The organism is Chryseobacterium sp. ON_d1 (assembly GCF_006829085.1).
Lineage (GTDB): Bacteria > Bacteroidota > Bacteroidia > Flavobacteriales > Weeksellaceae > Chryseobacterium.
In genome coordinates, this window is the sequence record NZ_BJTC01000001.1 from 631,005 (window position 1) to 649,877 (window position 18,873).

The following is an 18,873-nucleotide window of genomic DNA, read 5'->3' on the forward strand; positions in this document are numbered from 1 at the left end:
AATGAAATCCGGGTTTTACATCACCATAGGTCTTCTGATCAGTATATTTTCCTTTGCCCAGAAAGGAGGAAAATATAAGCTGTGGTATGACAAGCCCGCAAAACAATGGGTGGAAGCTTTACCGGTAGGAAACGGAAACATGGCAGCTATGGTCTATGGAGACCCTTATCAGGAAAAGCTTCAGCTGAACGAAGGGACATTCTGGTCCGGAGGCCCTTCCCGAAATGATAATCCGGATGCTCCAAAAGTTCTGGATTCCATCCGGTATTATATTTTCAACGGAAACTATAAAAAAGCCCAGATCCTTGCGGATAAGGGATTAACAGCGAAAACAGTTCACGGTTCGGCATTTCAGAATATTGGTGATTTTACACTGGATCTGAATAACCTTAAAGAGATCAGAAATTATTACAGAGAACTGGACATTGAAAAAGCTATTACCACCACCACATTTACTTCTGAAGGCATTAATTTTAAAAGAGAAGTCTTTGCCTCAATTCCTGATCATGTAATCGTTATTAAATTAAGTTCAGATCACAGGAATGCACTGAACTTTACAGCAAAATTCAACAGCGAGCTCAAAAAGGAAGTCAAAGTCATTGATGCCACTACTTTACAGATGGATGGGGTTTCTTCCACATTAGACGGCATTCAGGGGCAGGTGAAATTTAATGCACTGGCAAAACTCATTACCAAAGGTGGCAAAACCCAGATCTCAGAAGACGGAATTTCAGTAAGCAATGCTCATGAGGTCATGATTCTAATTTCCATTGCGACCAATTTTACAGACTACAAAAATTTAAATACAGACGAAGTTGCAAAAGCCGGAAAGTATATTGAACAGGCAGAACATAAAAGTTTCAAAACTTTAGTTCAAAACCACCTGAATGCTTACCAGAAATATTTTAAAAGAGTAGATCTGGACTTAGGAACTTCCGAAGCTTCGAAAAATCCAACGGATATCAGGATTAAAAATTTTGCAACGGGCTATGACCCGGAGCTTATTTCATTATATTATCAGTTCGGGCGTTATCTCCTGATTTCTTCCTCTCAACCGTGTGGCCAGCCTGCGAATTTGCAGGGGATCTGGAACAATTCCAATAAACCGGCCTGGGACAGCAAATATACGATTAACATTAATACGGAAATGAATTACTGGCCGGCTGAAAAGACCAATCTTCCTGAAATGCATGAACCATTGATCCGGATGATAAAAGATTTGAGTGAAACAGGAAAAGAAACGGCAAAAACAATGTACAACAGCCGTGGCTGGGTAGCACATCATAATACCGATATCTGGAGAATAACAGGGGTAGTGGATTTTGCCAATGCCGGAATGTGGCCGATGGGCGGAGCCTGGCTTTCACAGCATTTGTGGGAAAAATATTTATACAGCGGAGACAAAAACTATCTGCGAACCATTTATCGTGTTCTGAAATCTGCAGCACAGTTTTATGAAGATTTCCTGATTGAAGAGCCTGCGAATCACTGGCTGGTGGCAAGCCCGTCAATGTCACCCGAAAATATTCCGCAGGGACACCAGGGAAGTGCTCTGGCGGCGGGAAATACAATGGACAATCAATTGATGTTCGATTTGTTCACCAAAACAAAAAAGGCAGCACAGATTCTCAATACAGATTCAGATAAAATTCAGGTCTGGAACACTATTATTTCAAAATTACCACCGATGAAAATCGGAAGTTACGGACAATTGCAGGAATGGATGGAAGACCTGGACGATCCTAAAGATAATCACAGACATGTTTCGCATCTATACGGATTATTTCCTTCCAACCAGATCAGTCCGTTTACCACGCCGGAATTGCTGGACGCCTCCAGGACTGTACTCATTCACCGTGGAGACGTGTCCACAGGCTGGTCAATGGGTTGGAAAGTCAATCTCTGGGCTAAATTGCTGGATGGAAACCATGCCGGCAAATTGATCAGAGACCAGTTGACGCTCGTAGAAAAAGACGGTTGGGGCAGCAAAGGCGGAACATATCCGAATCTTTTCGATGCACATCCTCCATTCCAGATTGATGGAAATTTCGGCTGTACTTCCGGGATTACCGAAATGCTTCTGCAGACTCAAAATGGTTTTATAGACATTCTTCCCGCACTTCCGGTTGAGTGGAAAAACGGCAGCATTTCAGGGCTGAAAGCATATGGAGGTTTCGAAGTCAGTATTATCTGGGAAAACAATCAAGCTAAAGAAATTACCATAAAATCCGGATCGGGAGGAAACTGCAGAATAAGACTTCCGAACGAAATGCAGCTTTCCGGAAATGCAGAACTGAAAAAAGCAGAAGGTAAAAACCCGAATTCTTTATTTGAAATTCCGGAAACTCCGAAACCTGTGATTTCTGACAAAGCAAAATTGAATCCAGTTGAAATTAAAACTGATCTTATCTATGATTTCCCGACTGAAGCAGGGAAGGTCTATACATTAAGAAGGAGTGATAAAAGCTCTGAAGGACAATCCGAAACTAAATCTATTTACAATAAAAACTAAAAAATCTATATATGAAAAAGAGTCTAATGAATCCTGTTTTTTTAAGAAATAAAACCAATGTCATTGCAGTGGCAGCACTACTTTCCATCAGTAACCTCTCTGCACAGACTTTTTCCGACTTCAACTACCATGGAAACGATAAAATATATAATGACAACCCTCTTAAGCCGGACGAGTTCTATTCCCCGATTTTACAGGGCTGTTATCCTGATCCCAGCATTACCAAAAAAGGTGACGATTATTACCTGGTAAACTCTTCTTTTTCAATGTTCCCGGGTGTTCCGATTTTCACGTCTAAAGATCTGGTAAACTGGAAGCAGGTGGGGCACGTTTTGGACAGACCTTCCCAGCTTAAAGTTGAAAAATCGGGGGTTTCGCATGGAATTTATGCACCGGATATCAAATACAATAAGCACAACGACACTTTTTATATGATCACTACCCAGTTTGCAGGCGGTATCGGAAATATGGTCGTAAAAACCAAAGATCCTGCAAAAGGATGGAGCGAAGTCCAAAAGCTAAACTTTGACGGTATTGATCCTTCTATTTTCTTTGATGATGATGGAAAAGCTTACATTGTTCACAACGATGCTCCTCCACAAGGTACTGAGCAGTACAGCGGTCACCGTGTTATTAAGATTTGGGACTATGATCTCGAAAAAGACCAGGTAGTTGCGGGTTCGGATAAGATTATTGTAAACGGAGGCGTGGATCTTTCCCAAAAACCCATCTGGATTGAAGGTCCCCATATTTACAAAAAGAACGGTAAATATTACCTGATGTGTGCAGAAGGCGGAACGGGAGGCAACCATAGCGAAGTGATTTTTATGGCAGATTCTCCGAAAGGACCATTTGTTCCCGCTAAAAATAATCCAATTCTTACACAAAGATATTTTCCGAGAGACCGAAAAGAAAAAGTGGATTGGGCAGGTCATGCAGATTTGGTGGAAGGTCCGAACGGACAATGGTATGGCGTATTTTTAGCAATTCGTCCGAATGTCAGCAACCGTGTTAACAAAGGCCGTGAAACTTTTATTCTTCCTGTAGACTGGAGCGGAACGTATCCTGTGTTTCAAAATGGTCTGGTTCCGATGAAACCAAAATTGAAAATGCCACAAGGTGTTCAGAATCAAACCGGGCAAAACGGATTTTTCCCGAACGGCAACTTTGCATACAACGATAAACTAACCGATAAAAACCTCGATTTCCGTTGGATTGCCATGCGTGGTCCTCGTGAAAACTTCATTACTGCAACAAAAAATGGTGTAAAAGTGAGCCCAATGGAAACGAACATCAAAGCGTTGGCTCCGGTTTCATCTTTGTTCCACAGATTACAGCACGAAGACTTCGAAACTTCCGTAACCTTGGATTATAAACCAAAATCGGAAAAAGAATTGGCTGGAATTACCCTCTACCAAAGCGAAACATTCAATTACGTTTTTGGAATTACCAAAAAAGATAAAGATTTCTACATCGTATTGGAAAGAACAGAAAAAGGACAGTCAAAATTGATTGCCAGCGAAAAGATTTCATTATCCAAACCGGTTAAACTGCAGGTTGTTGCCAATAAAGATGAACATAACTTTAATTATTCACTGGATGGCAGGAACTATAAAAACCTTGGCGGACCGGTTTCAGGAGATATACTTTCTACCGATGTAGCGGGAGGTTTTACAGGAAGCCTTATCGGGCTTTACAGCACCTCTTCCAATGATATTGTACCGAATTAAGTTAGTATTAGCAATGTCACACTGAGCTTGTCGAAGTGTTTCCTTTTAAGACTGAAAAGAATCAAATCGAACCAAAATATCAAAAACGTGAAAATCAAAAAATCTTATATAGTTTCTTTATTGGGATTTATCGGGCTGAATCTTCTTTCAGCCCAGGTAAATCCTTCCGGAAAACAGAGTACCGCATTTACCAATCCCATCATCTGGGCAGATGCACCGGATTTATCCATTACCAGAAACGGAAATGATTTTTACCTGATCAGTACCACTATGCATCTGATGCCCGGAGCTCCGGTAATGCATTCCAGAGATCTGGTACATTGGGAAATGTCCGGGTATGTTTTTGACACTTTGAATGACAACTCAAAATATGATTTATTGAACGGAACCGTTTACGGCAGGGGCCAATGGGCTTCATCAATTCGCTACCATAAAGGGAAATATTATGTTTTGTTTTCTCCGAATGATGAACCTTTTAAATCCTATTTCTATGTGACTGATCATCCCGAAAAAGGAAAATGGAAACTCATCACCAGAACACGGCATTTTCATGATGCGTCTTTATTTTTTGATGATGACAGGATATACGTTTTTACTTCCAACAAAGTTTTTGAACTGAGTCCTGATTTTAAAGAAGTGATCGGAAATCCGGATGGAACTGAGGTATTTCAGAAAGATGCTTCGGAAACCGGACTTCTGGAAGGTAATCAGATCATCAAAAGAAACGGAAAATATTATATGATGATGATATCATGGCCAAGAAACGGAAAACGCCGTCAGGTAGTCTACAGGGCAGATAAAGTGACAGGTCCTTACGAGAAAAAAGTAATTCTGGAAGATAATTTTTTAGGATTTTCCTATGCAGGTCAGGGCGCTTTGATAGATGATAAAAACGGAAACTGGTATTCCCTTATTTTCCAGGACAGAAACGGAGTGGGACGCGTTCCGCTGCTTCTGCCTGTACAATGGGAAAATGACTGGCCGGTACTGGGGGATAACGGAAAAGTTCCTTTGAAAGGAGAAGTTCCGCTTCCGCCGTTCAAAGCAAAAAATCATCTGGTGGAAAGCGATGAGTTCTCTGATAAAACAATGAAAATCCAGTGGCAATGGAATCATAATCCGGTGAATGAAGCATGGTCTTTATCTGAAAGAAAAGGCTTTCTGAGACTGAAAACCAGCAGAGTGGTAGACAATCTGTACGCGGCTCCCAACACTTTGACCCAGAGAATGGAGGGTCCGACTTCTTCAGCAGTTGTCGCCATGGACCTTAAAGGAATGAAAGATGGAGATGTAGCTGGTTTCAGTGCCTTCAACGGGGATTCCGGGATTTTGTCAGTAGTAAAGGAAGGTGAAGAAAAATTCATTGTTTTTTCAACCAACGAAGTGAGCCTGGATAATAAAACAAAAGCCATTACAGGGGTTAAAAAAGAAGAAAAAAAACGGATTCCTCTTAATTCTGATAAAGTTTTTCTTCGTATCGATGCTGATTTTAACCTCGGGAAAGATCTTGCAGACTTTTATTACAGTACTGATCAGAAGAACTGGACGGAAATGGCAAAAGATTACAAAATGATCTTTGATTACCGTAGATTTTTTATGGGATCAAAATTCGCAGTTTTCAATTATGCCACTAAAAATACCGGAGGCTTCGTAGATGTGGATTTTTTCAGAGTCAATGAAGCCGGAAAATAAGAATCAGATAAAAGTCTGTTGTAAACAGTAAGTAAAATATACGCTATTATTTTTTTATCTGAAATAATAAGTGTGAAAAATACAAATAAAAATCATGAATAAATCAGTTATATTGGCTTTAGGACTTGTTTTGTCGGGAATATTTGTTTCCGCTCAAACTCTTGATCAGCAGGCGCCGCAGGGTTTCGATGTGGAAAATGCTGCTGTTTCCCACGGGAAAATTGACACGATTCAATACCAATCGAAAACCGTTGGAACAACAAGAAGAGCTTTGATTTACACACCACCGGGATTCAAAAAAAGTGAAAAATATCCCGTTCTTTATCTTCTTCACGGAATTGGCGGGGATGAAAAAGAGTGGTTCAACCAGGGAAAACCCAATATTATTCTGGATAATCTGTATGCACAGGGAAAACTGCAGCCGATGATTGTTGTACTTCCCAATGGCCGTGCGATGAAGGATGACAGGGCGACGGGAAATATAATGGCTCCGGATAAAGTTGAAGCTTTTGCAACTTTTGAAAAAGATTTACTGAATGACCTGATTCCGTTTGTAGAGAAAAAATATCCGGTTAAAAAAGACCGTGAAAACCGTGCTTTGGCAGGACTGTCAATGGGAGGCGGACAGACACAGAATTTTGCTTTCGGAAACATTGATAAGTTTGCCTGGCTGGGTGCATTTTCTTCTGCGCCCAATACAAAAGAGCCCAATAAGCTTTTACCCAATCCACAGGATGCGTTAAAACTGAAGCTGATTTTTATTTCCTGTGGCGATGCAGACGGGCTGATGCCTTTCAGCAAGAGAACCAGTGATTATCTGAGAAAAAATAAAATCCCCCATATTTTTTATATAGAACCGGGCGGCCATGATTTTAAGGTTTGGAAAAATGATTTATACATTTTTTCACAGCTGTTGTTTAAGCCTGTTGACAAAACCAAGTTTGAAGGATTTACCGTTTTGGGAACTCCTGCAGCAACCAATATAAGAAATGCCCAGTATCCTCAGATCCTTCCCGACGGAAGGGTGATGTTCAAAGTGAAGGCACCGGAAGCACAGAAAGTTCAGATCGATTTAGGAAAAAAATACGATCTGAAAAAAGATGCTGACGGCTTCTGGACAGGTACAACTGATCCGCAAAGCGGAAGCTTCCATTATTATTCCCTGCTGATTGATGGGGTTGCTGTTGCAGACCCGTCCAGCGAAACATTCTACGGAATGGGAAGGTATGCCAGTGGAATAGATATTCCTTTCGAAGGAGATGATTTCTATGCGTTAAAAAACGTCCCTCATGGAGATATCCGTATTAAAAATTTCTATTCCAAAGTCACCAATTCCTGGAGAAGAATTTTTATTTACACGCCACCGGGTTACGACCAGAATCCTGCTGAATCTTATCCTGCACTGTATATTTTACATGGTGGAGGTGAAGATGAAAGCGGCTGGGCGAACCAGGGCAAGACCAATCTGATCCTGGATAATCTGATCGCAGAAGGAAAAGCAAAAAAAATGGTCATCATTATGCCGGATGCCAATATCGGACAGGGCGGAATCCGGAACTTTGGAGAGCGCAATCTTCAGATGTTTGAAAAAGAGCTGAAAGAATCCATCATTCCATTTGCAGAATCCAGTTACAGGATAAAAAAAGGTAAAGAAAACCGTGCATTGGCAGGACTTTCCATGGGTGGAATTTATACGCTGTATGCCGGAATTCAGAATTCAGATATGTTTTCCGGTTTGGGAGTTTTCAGCTCAGGATATATGTTGCCGATGCTTCAGGATGTTGCCAATAAACAGTACAAATTTTTAAATGAAAATAAATCTGCTTTTTCATCTAACATCAGAAATTTCTGGATTTCAATGGGTGGAAAAGATGATATTGCTTATGAAAACGGTCAGAAAATGCTGAAAGAACTGGATAAAACCGGAATTAAGTATACGTACACAGATTATCCTGGAGGCCACACATGGCCGGTTTGGAGAAATAGTCTGCATCAGTTTGCCCAGGTACTTTTTAAATAATGTTTTCAAATCTGAAATAGAATGAGCTTTACAAAGATGAACACCAAAACTTCTATCATTACGGTCATCATGTTTTCCGGAATGGTAAATGTCAGTGCACAGTCTTATCAGAAAACAGATTCTGGATTGAGGTTTTCTGCTGATCATATGAATGTTGAAGTGAAATTTTATGGAGAAAATGCGGTTAGGATTATTAAATATCCCGCAGGCAGATTATTTGTCAAAAATAGTTTGTCGGTCATTAAACAGGAGCAGAAAATCAAATTCTCAGTTTCAGAAAAAAATAATGTTATTTCATTAAAAACAAATGACCTCCTGCTTTCTATTAATACTAAAAATGGAGTGATCACTTATACATTACCATCCGGAAAGGAGCTTTTGAAAGAAATCGCAAATGACTTCAAGCCATTCAATGATGCCGGAACGCAGACTTATTCTGTAAGACAGGATTTTCAGCTTGAAAAAGACGAACCTATTTACGGTCTGGGAATTCTGCAAAATGAAAAAATGTCCCAGCGGAATACCGATGTAAAAATGATTCAGAATAATACCTGGGATTTTGTGCCTTTTTTCCAGTCTGTAAAAGGATATGGTGTTTTTTGGGATAATTATTCACCAACACAATTTACGGATACACCTCAGAAAACATCCTTTTCATCAGAAGTGGGAGATGGTATAGATTATTATTTTATCTACGGAAAAAATGCCGATGGAGTAATTGCCGGAATGCGTGATCTTACAGGAAATGTGCCGATGCTTCCTTTATGGACATATGGCTACTGGCAAAGCAAAGAACGTTATAAAAGCCAGGATGAACTGGTGAACGTTGTTAAAAAATACCGTGATCTGAAAGTTCCTCTGGACGGAATCATACAGGATTGGCAATATTGGGGAAATAATTACCAGTGGAATGCCATGGACTTCATTAGTCCCGACTTTCCGGATGCTAAAAAAATGGTACAGGAGATCCATGATATGAATGCCCATCTTTCGGTTTCTATCTGGTCGTCATTCGGGCCAATGACCAGGCAATACCGTGAAATGGATTCAAAGGGAATGCTTTTCAATATCAGTACATGGCCTGAATCAGGCCGTGATGTCTGGCCTCCGGATATGAATTATCCTTCCGGTGTCCGTGTTTATGATGCGTACAATCCTGAAGCCAGAAATATATACTGGAAATACCTGAACAAAGGCATTTTCAGCCTGGGAGTAGATTCCTGGTGGATGGACTCAACAGAACCTGATCATCTCAGCCAGAAAGCGGAAGACCTGGATACTAAAACCTACCTTGGCTCATTCAGAAAAGTAAGAAACGCATATCCGCTGATGACAGTAGGCGGTGTTTACGATCATCAGCGTGAAACCACTGGTGATAAAAGGGTTTTTATTTTAACAAGGTCAGCTTTTGCAGGCCAGCAGCGATATGCAGCCAACACCTGGTCCGGAGATGTCAATTCTTCCTGGGAAACATTGCGCAAACAGGTACCGGCAGGATTGAATTTCAGTCTTACAGGAAATCCGAATTTCAACTCTGACATCGGCGGTTTCTTTGCTGGTACTTACAAAAGAAATGGAGGTTCAAAAAATCCAATGTTCCAGGAACTGTATGTCCGATGGCTGCAGTATGGAACCTTTACACCAATGATGCGTTCGCATGGAACCGATGTTGCGAGGGAAATTTATCAGTTTGGAAATAAAGGAGACATTGTGTATGATGCGATAGAAAAATTCATCAGACTGCGTTACAGTATGTTACCGTATATCTATTCTGTTTCCCATGATGTTTCAAAAAACGGCTCAAGCTTTATGAGAGCCCTTTCCATGGACTTTCCTTCAGACAGAAAAACGTGGGATATGAATAACGAATATCTTTTTGGAAAGTCATTGCTGGTGGTGCCGGTTCTCAATGCCCAGTATACTCCTGAAAAGACAGTTAAAACCGATGAAAATGAAGGCTGGAATAAAACTGACAGCAATAAGGATAATTCGGTTTCAAATATAGATTTTACTCAAAACAAAAGCGTGAAAGTTTACCTTCCGGAAGGAACAGATTGGTTTGATTTCTGGACCAATGAAAAATACAGTGGAGGGAAAGAAATTCAGAAATCTGTTAATCTTCAGACTATTCCTTTGTATGTAAAAGCAGGAAGTATCATTCCGTTAGGCCCCGATGTACAATATGCAACGGAGAAAAAATGGGATCATCTTACCATAAAAGTTTATCCGGGAAGCGATACCGATTTCATTGTATACGAAGATGAATTCGATAACTATAATTACGAAAAAGGATTCTATACAGAAATACCTTTTCACTGGAACGAAAAATCAAAAACACTAACGATAGGTGACCGGAAAGGCAAATACAAAGGAATGATTGAGACAAGGAGTTTCAACCTGATTCTTCCTGATGGTCAGCAGAAAACAGTGGATTATTCCGGGGGAAAAACAGATATCCATTTTAAATAAACTTAAAATATAGGAGTATGAAAAATTTAAGTTTGATATTAGCATTGGGATTTTTCCAGATTTCTTTCGCTCAAAATCCGATTATCCAAACCAAGTATACTGCAGACCCGGCCCCGATGGTTTATAAGGATACGGTTTATCTTTATACGAGCCATGATGAGGACGATGCTTTCGGATTCAAAATGAAAGACTGGTTATTATACACTTCTACAGATATGGTCAACTGGACAGACCACGGTGTAGTGGCTTCGCTCAAAGATTTTAAATGGGTAAATACCGACAACGGTGCCTGGGCACCACAGGTTGTCGAAAGAAAAGGAAAATTCTATATGTATTGTCCAATGCCGAACAATATGGGGATTGGTGTTTTAGTGGCGGACAGTCCGTATGGTCCTTTCACCGATCCTATTGGTAAGCCTTTGATCAAAAATTCTCTGGATGACATCGATCCCACAGTTTTAATTGACGACGACGGGCAGGCTTATCTGTACTGGGGAAATCCGAATCTTTGGTATGCTAAATTGAATGAAGATATGACATCTCTTGCCGGACCAATCACCAAAGACCCTTCGTTTGCGAAGGCGAAAGACCAGCCAGATCCTTTCAAGTATCAGGAAGGACCTTGGGTTTGGAAAAAAAATAACCATTATTATATGGCTTACGCATCAAAATGTTGCCCGGAAGGGATTGGTTACGCTATGGCAAAATCATCTACAGGACCCTGGAATTATGGAGGCGTGATTATGGATGGCGACCAGAGATCCAGCGGAAATCATCCCGGTATTATAGATTTCAAAGGCAGATCTTATGTTTTCGGATTCAACCATATGCTTAGGATGCAGACCATGAGCAAGCATTACGAACGCCGGTCTGTCAGTGTTACAGAAATTACCTACAATGCAGATGGAACCATTCAGAAGCTTCCTTTCTGGACTGCGGATGGCGCAAAAAGAGTGGGTACTCTGAATCCTTATAAAAAAGTTGAAGCAGAAACTATGGCTTACAGCGAAGGCCTGAAAACAGAAATGGTCACAGAATGGGAACGCAATCAACCCTATAACAGAGGCAAAAAAATTACAGACCGTATCATCGTTACCTCAATTAACAATGGTGATTATATTAAAATCCAGGGAGTAGATTTTTCCAAAGGCGTAAAATCTTTAGATGTGAATGTTGCATCTCTCTATGGAGGAAAAATAGAAGTACATTCAGATGCTCTTAATGGACCTGTGCTTGGCGTTGTTAACGTTACAGGAAAAGGTGAGGGCGACTTATATAAGACTATTAATACACCTCTGAAAAGTGTAAAGGGAATCCATGATTTATATTTTGTTTTTAAGGGAGAAAAAGACCTTTTCTATTTCGATTGGTGGAAATTTAATGAAAATTAAAGCTGAATTCAGGAATATCAACAGGAATGGGCTTTAGCCCATTTTATAAAGAAAGAAATATGGGTGGCTTTAGCCAAAACTTAAGTCATTTGTTATGAGTTATAATTAATATATCAGTTACAATTTAAAAAATGTTCAGATTTAAACTCTTTATTTTCAGTTTTTTAATTGCCGGATACTGTTTAAATGCGCAGTCAACCGTTTGGTTAGACCAGTTGGATTTGAGCGTTGTAACACAGGGGCACGGAAAACCGGGCATCAATACTTCGGTGGACGGAAAACCTATAACCATTGCAGGCGAAGTTTTCAAAAGAGGCTTTGGAACCCACGCTGAAAGTTCTTTGTTGATTAGATTAAATGGCAAAGCAAAAAGCTTTACCGCAATGGTGGGATTGGATGATGAAATCAAAGGGCAGAATCCCGCTGCCGAATTTGAAATTTACGGCGACAACAAAAAACTTTGGTCAAGCGGGGTCATTAAATTAGGCGATAAAGCAAAGCCTGTTTCCGTTTTGCTGGAAGGTATAAAACAATTAGAATTAGTCGTAACAGACGGCGGAAACGGACCTTATTATGATCACGCCGATTGGGCAGATGCTAAGTTTGAAACAGCAAACGGTGCAAAACTGATAACATTTAATCCGATTTCATCAGTACCTTATATTTTGACGCCAAAACCTGCGGCAACTCCAAAAATTAATTCAGCAGGCGTTTACGGAGTTCGTCCTGGCTCACCTTTTTTGTTCAGGATTGCAGCAACGGGTGACAGACCAATGACTTTTACGGCAAAAAATCTTCCGAAAGGTTTAACAATAGATTCACAGACCGGAATCATCACTGGAAAAATAGATTCTAAAGGAAGTTATGAAGTGACTTTGAATGCTAAAAATGCGAAAGGTTCAGTTTCAAAAAAATTAAAAATAGAAAGCGGAGACAGAATCGCTCTCACGCCTACAATGGGCTGGAATAGCTGGAACTGCTTCGGACATGAAGTTTCTGCCGATAAAGTGAAACGTGCAGCAGATGCTCTTATAAAGTCGGGACTAATCAATCACGGATGGAATTATATCAATATCGATGATTCCTGGCAGTATAACAGAGATGGAAAAGACCCTTCATTCCAGGGAAAAATGCGTGATGAAAACGGTTATATCCTGACCAATTCCAAATTTCCTGATATGAAAGGCCTTGCAGACTACATGCATAACAATGGCCTGAAAATGGGAATTTATTCTTCCCCCGGTCCATGGACCTGTGGCGGATGTGCCGGAAGCTACGGTTACGAAAAACAGGATGCTGAAAGCTATACCAAATGGGGCGTTGATTACCTGAAATACGACTGGTGCAGTTATGGAGGAGTGATTGACGGGCTGCCGGATAATGACCCCAATAAAGTTCCTTCTCTTGCTTTTGAAGGTGGTGGGGATCCGGATAAAGGCGTGAAACCATTCAAACTGATGGGAAGTCTTTTGAAACAGCAGCCGAGAGACATCGTGTATAACCTCTGCCAATACGGAATGGGTGATGTATGGAAGTGGGGTGATGAGGTCAGTGCACAATCCTGGCGTACCACCAACGATATTACAGATACCTGGTCAAGCGTAAAGAATATTGCCTTTGCTCAGGACAAGGCAGCTCCTTTTGCGAAACCCGGAAACCGGAACGATCCGGATATGCTGGTTGTTGGCGTTGTCGGCTGGGGAAATCCACATCAGAGCCGGTTGAAGCCTGATGAACAGTATCTTCATATGAGTCTGTGGAGTATTTTTTCAGCCCCGTTGCTGATTGGCTGTGACCTTGAGAAACTGGATGATTTCACTTTAAACCTTCTGACGAATGATGAGGTTATTGCCGTCAATCAGGATGCTTTGGGAAAACAGGGTGTTGGTTTGCAGACCATTGGTGAGCTCAGAATTTATGTCAAAGATTTGGAGGACGGAAGCAAAGCTGTGGCTTTTGCCAATTTCGGAAGAGAAAAAGTGACGCTACCCTATAAAGATTTCAAAAAATTAGGGATTTCAGGTTTTCAGACGGTTCGTGACCTTTGGAGACAGAAGGATATTGCAGAAATCAATACGGACAAAAAAGGTCTTTCATTGGACATTCCGGCACATGGTGTTGCCTATTATAAATTCATTTCACTCAAATAAATAAGATTAAGATATGAATCAACGAAACTTAAAATATATCACACTTTCTTTTCTGTTGGCAGGGATTGGTATTTCTGCGCAGAATCCGGTTATTCAGACCCATTTTACACCAGATCCTGCTCCCATGGTCTATAAAGGGAAAATGTATATTTATACAGGGGATGATCAGCCGGGATTTGATTTTTATACGATGACCAAATGGCGGGTGTATTCCACGGAAGATATGGTCAATTATACAGACCATGGTTCGCCTATTTCTTTAGAATCTTTCAGCTGGGCGCGGGACAGAGCCTGGGCAGCACAGTGTATTGAAAGAAACGGTAAATTCTACTGGTATATCTGTGTACAGACCGTTGACAACAATATGGCTATTGGGGTTGCGGTGTCTGACAGTCCTACCGGGCCGTTCAAGGATGCTTTGGGAAAACCTCTGATTTCAACCGGAACATGGGATAATATTGACCCGACGGTTTTTATAGATGATGACGGACAGGCTTATCTGTACTGGGGAAACAGTAAATTATTTTATGTGAAGCTCAATAAAGACATGACTTCTTATCAGGGACAAATCACAGAAATTCCACAATCGGTGGAAGCTTTCGGCGGGCTGAGACGTCCCGGGAAAAGTGATGAGGTTCTGCAAAAGCAGGAAAAATTTGATGATGTATATGTAGAAGGACCATGGCTTTACAAGCGAAACAATCAATATTATATGATGTACGCCGGAATGACCGGAAGAACAGAATGTTTATCCTATTCAACCAGCCCATCGCCAACCGGGCCGTGGAAATATCAGGGGAAAATAATGACCGACCAGCCTACTAACAGCTTTACCAACCATGGCGGAATTATCGATTTCAAAGGAAAGTCCTACCTGTTTTACCATACCGGACTATTGCCGGCCGGAGGAAGCTACGGACGCTCAACTGCTGTAGAAGAATTCAGATATAATGCTGACGGGACTATTCCGAAGATCACCATGACCAAAGAAGGTGTAGCTCCGGCTGGAACCTTAAATCCATATCAGAGAACCGAAGCCGAAACTATGGCATGGTCGGAAAAATGCAGCACTTCCGAAAACAGAAAAACCGGAGTGTATGTCTCCGATGCCAGAGCAGGAGGGTATATCAGGGTCCGTTCGGTAGATTTTGAAAAGGGAACTTCAGGATTTTCAGCTTCCGTTGCCGCAGGAATTGATGGTGGAATTCTGGAAGTTCATCTGGATGATGTTAAAGGGCCAAAAATAGCCGAGATTGAAATTCCGAGAACCGGTGGCTGGGAAGAGTTCAAAACCCTGACCTCAAAAATTTCAGAATCTGTTTCCGGTGTTCATGATGTATACTTTGTGTTCCAGGGGAAAAATATTACGGCAGGAAGAAAGTTATTTAATTTCGATTACTGGAGCTTTCAGAAAAAATAAGATAAAAATTCCCCTCCTTTGGAGGGGTGTCAAAAAATCGAAGATTTTTTGACGGGGTGGTTAAAATGGCTATAACAATATGAGAAACCAAATTTCGAAAACCTTAATAATTCAACCATTTAGCTCCTACAGGCAATAGCAGCCTTAGTGCTCAAATAAAAGTTAAATATGAAAAAAACAATAAAGGCAATACTTAATCTCTGTTTAACAGGATATTCGGGAATATTATTTTCTCAGAACCCTATTATTCAGACCAATTATACTGCAGACCCGGCACCCATGGTATACAATGACAGACTGTACGTGTACACCACACACGATGAGGATGATTCTACCTGGTTTACCATGAACGACTGGAAAGTGTATTCCACCAATGATATGGTCAACTGGACAGATCACGGAACAATTCTCTCGTATAAAGATTTCGACTGGGCAAAACGCGATGCCTGGGCCGCACAATGTGTAGAAAGAAACGGAAAGTTTTTTTTATACGTTCCGATGTGGTCCAAAACCAATAACAAAGGCGCTATAGGGGTTGCCGTTGGCGACAGTCCGTTTGGACCTTTTCATGATCCGCTGGGAAAACCTCTTGTTCAGAGCGAATGGGGAGATATTGATCCCACCGTTTTTGTGGATGATGACGGACAGGCTCATATGTATTGGGGAAATCCTAAATTAAAATACGTAAAGCTGAATGAAGATATGATCTCCTATTCCGGAAATATTACAGAAGTTCCGATGACCGAAGAATCATTTGGAAAAAGGGACGGAAAGCCTAACCCGGAAAGACCCACAAAATACGAGGAAGGCCCGTGGCTGTACAAAAGGAAAAACCTGTATTATCTTTTCTGGCCGGGAGGTCCGCTTCCTGAATTCATAGGATATTCTACAGGGAAAACAGCACAGGGACCCTGGAAATATGGAGGAATTGTAATGCCTACTGAAGGGAAGTCATTCACCAATCATCCCGGTGTTATTGATTTCCGGGGGAAAACCTATTTCTTTTATCACAATGGTGCATTGCCGGGCGGAAGCGGGTTTACAAGATCAGTAAGCCTGGAAGAGCTTACCTTCAATAAAGACGGATCCATTTCGCCATTTAAAATGACTAACGGAATTACAAAAGCTATCGCGACAGTTAATCCTTATTCATTCAATCAGGCAGAAATGATTGCCTGGTCGGAAAATGTAAAATCCTATCAGAATAAAGAGGCTGGTGTTTTCATCAAAGCAAAGAAAAATGGGGCTTATAGCAGTGTAAAGAATGTAGATTTCCGGAAAAAAGGAGCTGCTGCCTTCTCTGCAAGAGTAGGAACTACCCATAACAGTGACGTCACAATGACCGTTCATCTGGATGCTGTGAACGGCCCGGTTGCTGCAACGGTAAAGGTTCCGCTGACGGGTGGAGATGACCGCTGGGAAACCGTAAAAGTTCAGATGGCTGAAAAGATTACCGGCATTCATGATCTGTACTTTGTATTCAATGGAAAAGCCTCAACAGATATTATGTATTTCGATTACTGGACCTTTCTTGAAAATAATGAGTTATGAGAAAAAAAGTTTTATATATCATATTCAGCCTGTTTCTGATCAGCAAAGGTTTTGCACAGGTAGCAGAGATTTCAAGTCCGGATGGACACCTGAAGCTTCAGGTTTTTTCAGAAGAGGGAAAAGCATCGTATAATGTTATCCTTCTGGGAAAAGCAATGCTTGAAAAATCCCCGCTGGGCATGGTAACCAATGAGTCCGATTTTTCAAAAGATCTGAAATTTATGGACAGCAAAAAGGATATTGTTTCTAAGAAATATACGAACGAAAAAATCAAAAAATCTGAGATTGATTATAAGGCCAATACTTTATTCGTTAACTTCAGTAATACAGACCAGCATCAGATAGGCATTGAATTTCAGGTGAGCAACAACAATATTGCTTTCCGCTACAATATTCCACCGATGAAAGAACGGCTGAGTGTTGTGATACAGTCAGAATCCACAGGGTACAGATTTCCGTTACAGACGACTACTTTTCTTTCACCTATGATGAAGCCGATGACGGGATTTGCCCGTACAGCGCCAAGTTATGAAAGTGGCTATAAAGCTGATGCTGAGCTGGGAATGCCATCCGATTATGGATACGTTTTCCCTGGCCTGTTCCATATTGGAAATGAGGGCTGGGTACTGCTTTCCGAGACAGGAGTGAACAGTACGTATTGTGCTTCACACCTTGAAACCACAGCAGAAAAAAATCTTTACAAAGTCGCTTATCCGAACATTGCTGAAAATAACGGTTTCGGAAGTACCGGAGCAGCCGTTTCTCTTCCCGGAAAAACACCGTGGAGAACAATTACAGTAGGCAGCTCCCTGAAACCCATCCTAGAAACTACCATTCCTTTTGATGTAGTAGATCCGATGTATGAGCCTTCACAGGAGTATCAGTTCGGAAAATCTACCTGGAGCTGGATTCTTTGGCAGGACAAAAGTATGAACTATGATGATCAGGTGAAATTCATAGACCTTGCTGCTGCGTTGAAATATCAGTTTATTCTTATGGATGCGCTTTGGGATAAAAATATTGGAAAAGAACGAATGAAAAACCTTATTCAATATGCAAAATCGAAAAACGTGGGAGTATTACTTTGGTACAATTCCAATGGGGCAGCCAATGACGCACCGATGGGACCGAGAAACAAAATGAGCTCATCCATTGAACGGAAAAAAGAAATGAAATGGCTGAAAGAGACAGGCGTAAAAGGACTGAAAGTGGATTTCTTCGGAGGAGACAAACAGGAAACCATGCGTCTGTACGAAGATATTCTTTCCGACGCCAATGATTTTGGATTAACCATTATTTTCCATGGAGCCACTGTCCCGAGAGGCTGGGAAGTGATGTATCCGAATTATGCAGGAAGCGAAGCTGTTCTTGCTTCGGAAATGCTTTATTTCTCAGAAGATGTACGGAAACAGGAAGCTTTTTTTGCCACACTTCATCCTTTCATCAGAAACACAGTGGGAAGTATGGAATTCGGAGGTACTTTCCTCAATAAATATTTAACAGAATCCAACAGAGACAAAAATAAAAGGCATACCACAGATGGCTTTCAGCTGGCTACAGCAGTCCTGTTTCAGAATCCCGTTCAGATGTTTGGTGTAATGCCAAATAACCTGACCGATGCTCCAGAATTTCAGCTCAGCTTCATGAAAGAAGTTCCGACACTTTGGGATGAGACAGTTTTCATAGACGGCTATCCCGGGAAATATGCCGTAGTTGCGAGAAGACATGCGGATCGATGGTATGTGGCAGGGGTAAATGCCGAAAAGCAATCCCAAAAACTGAAAATAAAACTTCCGATGTTCGCCGGGAAAAACTTGCAACTTATCAATGATGATGCAAAAGGAAATACATCAGAGAAAGAAGCGAAAGTAAATGCAAAAGGCGACTTTACAATTGAAATTCAGCCGAACGGAGGATTTGTAATAAGAAATTAGAGAT

10 protein-coding genes are annotated in these 18,873 nt (G+C 41.1%); all 10 read left to right on the forward strand.

Annotated features, from left to right (window positions below; translation table 11 throughout):
- The first annotated feature begins 1 nt into the window (after nt 1).
- The 10 genes from CRS_RS02690 (at nt 2) to CRS_RS02735 (ending at nt 18,869) form a co-directional block, all read left to right on the forward strand.
- Nucleotides 2-2,512: a glycoside hydrolase N-terminal domain-containing protein gene (locus CRS_RS02690; RefSeq protein ID WP_142722538.1), complete on the forward strand. Its 2,511-nt coding sequence runs from the start codon at nt 2-4 to the stop codon at nt 2,510-2,512.
- Nucleotides 2,513-2,523: 11 nt separating this feature from the next.
- Nucleotides 2,524-4,242: a glycoside hydrolase family 43 protein gene (locus CRS_RS02695; RefSeq protein ID WP_142722539.1), complete on the forward strand. Its 1,719-nt coding sequence runs from the start codon at nt 2,524-2,526 to the stop codon at nt 4,240-4,242.
- Nucleotides 4,243-4,329: 87 nt separating this feature from the next.
- Complete coding sequence (locus CRS_RS02700) at nt 4,330-5,934, forward strand: glycoside hydrolase 43 family protein (protein ID WP_172616982.1); 1,605 nt, start codon at nt 4,330-4,332, stop codon at nt 5,932-5,934.
- 94 nt (nt 5,935-6,028) lie between these two features.
- Complete coding sequence (locus CRS_RS02705; RefSeq protein ID WP_142722540.1) at nt 6,029-7,954, forward strand: alpha/beta hydrolase-fold protein; 1,926 nt, start codon at nt 6,029-6,031, stop codon at nt 7,952-7,954.
- A gap of 21 nt (nt 7,955-7,975) precedes the next feature.
- Nucleotides 7,976-10,423, forward strand: coding sequence for a TIM-barrel domain-containing protein (locus tag CRS_RS02710; RefSeq protein ID WP_228451154.1), 2,448 nt, complete (start codon nt 7,976-7,978; stop codon nt 10,421-10,423).
- Between the two features lie 17 nt (nt 10,424-10,440).
- Nucleotides 10,441-11,814: a glycoside hydrolase family 43 protein gene (locus CRS_RS02715; protein WP_142722541.1), complete on the forward strand. Its 1,374-nt coding sequence runs from the start codon at nt 10,441-10,443 to the stop codon at nt 11,812-11,814.
- A gap of 131 nt (nt 11,815-11,945) precedes the next feature.
- Entirely contained in the window at nt 11,946-13,964 is a 2,019-nt protein-coding gene (locus CRS_RS02720) for an NPCBM/NEW2 domain-containing protein (protein ID WP_142722542.1), read from the forward strand.
- A gap of 13 nt (nt 13,965-13,977) precedes the next feature.
- Nucleotides 13,978-15,384 (forward strand): glycoside hydrolase family 43 protein, encoded by a 1,407-nt coding sequence (locus CRS_RS02725; RefSeq protein ID WP_142722543.1) that lies wholly within the window; start codon nt 13,978-13,980, stop codon nt 15,382-15,384.
- 168 nt (nt 15,385-15,552) lie between these two features.
- Nucleotides 15,553-16,935 (forward strand): glycoside hydrolase family 43 protein, encoded by a 1,383-nt coding sequence (locus CRS_RS02730; RefSeq protein ID WP_142722544.1) that lies wholly within the window; start codon nt 15,553-15,555, stop codon nt 16,933-16,935.
- Nucleotides 16,932-18,869: a glycoside hydrolase family 97 protein gene (locus CRS_RS02735; protein WP_142722545.1), complete on the forward strand. Its 1,938-nt coding sequence runs from the start codon at nt 16,932-16,934 to the stop codon at nt 18,867-18,869. Before CRS_RS02730 ends, CRS_RS02735 begins: the two co-directional genes overlap by 4 nt.
- Nucleotides 18,870-18,873: the final 4 nt, after the last annotated feature.

Bases quoted from the DNA above. Each gene is read 5' to 3' on its own strand.
- CRS_RS02690 (WP_142722538.1), top strand. From the start codon at position 2: ATGAAATCCGGGTTTTACATCACCATAGGTCTTCTGATCAGTATATTT.
- CRS_RS02695 (WP_142722539.1), top strand. From the start codon at position 2,524: ATGAAAAAGAGTCTAATGAATCCTGTTTTTTTAAGAAATAAAACCAAT.
- CRS_RS02705 (WP_142722540.1), top strand. From the start codon at position 6,029: ATGAATAAATCAGTTATATTGGCTTTAGGACTTGTTTTGTCGGGAATA.
- CRS_RS02710 (WP_228451154.1), top strand. From the start codon at position 7,976: ATGAGCTTTACAAAGATGAACACCAAAACTTCTATCATTACGGTCATC.
- CRS_RS02715 (WP_142722541.1), top strand. From the start codon at position 10,441: ATGAAAAATTTAAGTTTGATATTAGCATTGGGATTTTTCCAGATTTCT.
- CRS_RS02720 (WP_142722542.1), top strand. From the start codon at position 11,946: ATGTTCAGATTTAAACTCTTTATTTTCAGTTTTTTAATTGCCGGATAC.
- CRS_RS02725 (WP_142722543.1), top strand. From the start codon at position 13,978: ATGAATCAACGAAACTTAAAATATATCACACTTTCTTTTCTGTTGGCA.
- CRS_RS02730 (WP_142722544.1), top strand. From the start codon at position 15,553: ATGAAAAAAACAATAAAGGCAATACTTAATCTCTGTTTAACAGGATAT.
- CRS_RS02735 (WP_142722545.1), top strand. From the start codon at position 16,932: ATGAGAAAAAAAGTTTTATATATCATATTCAGCCTGTTTCTGATCAGC.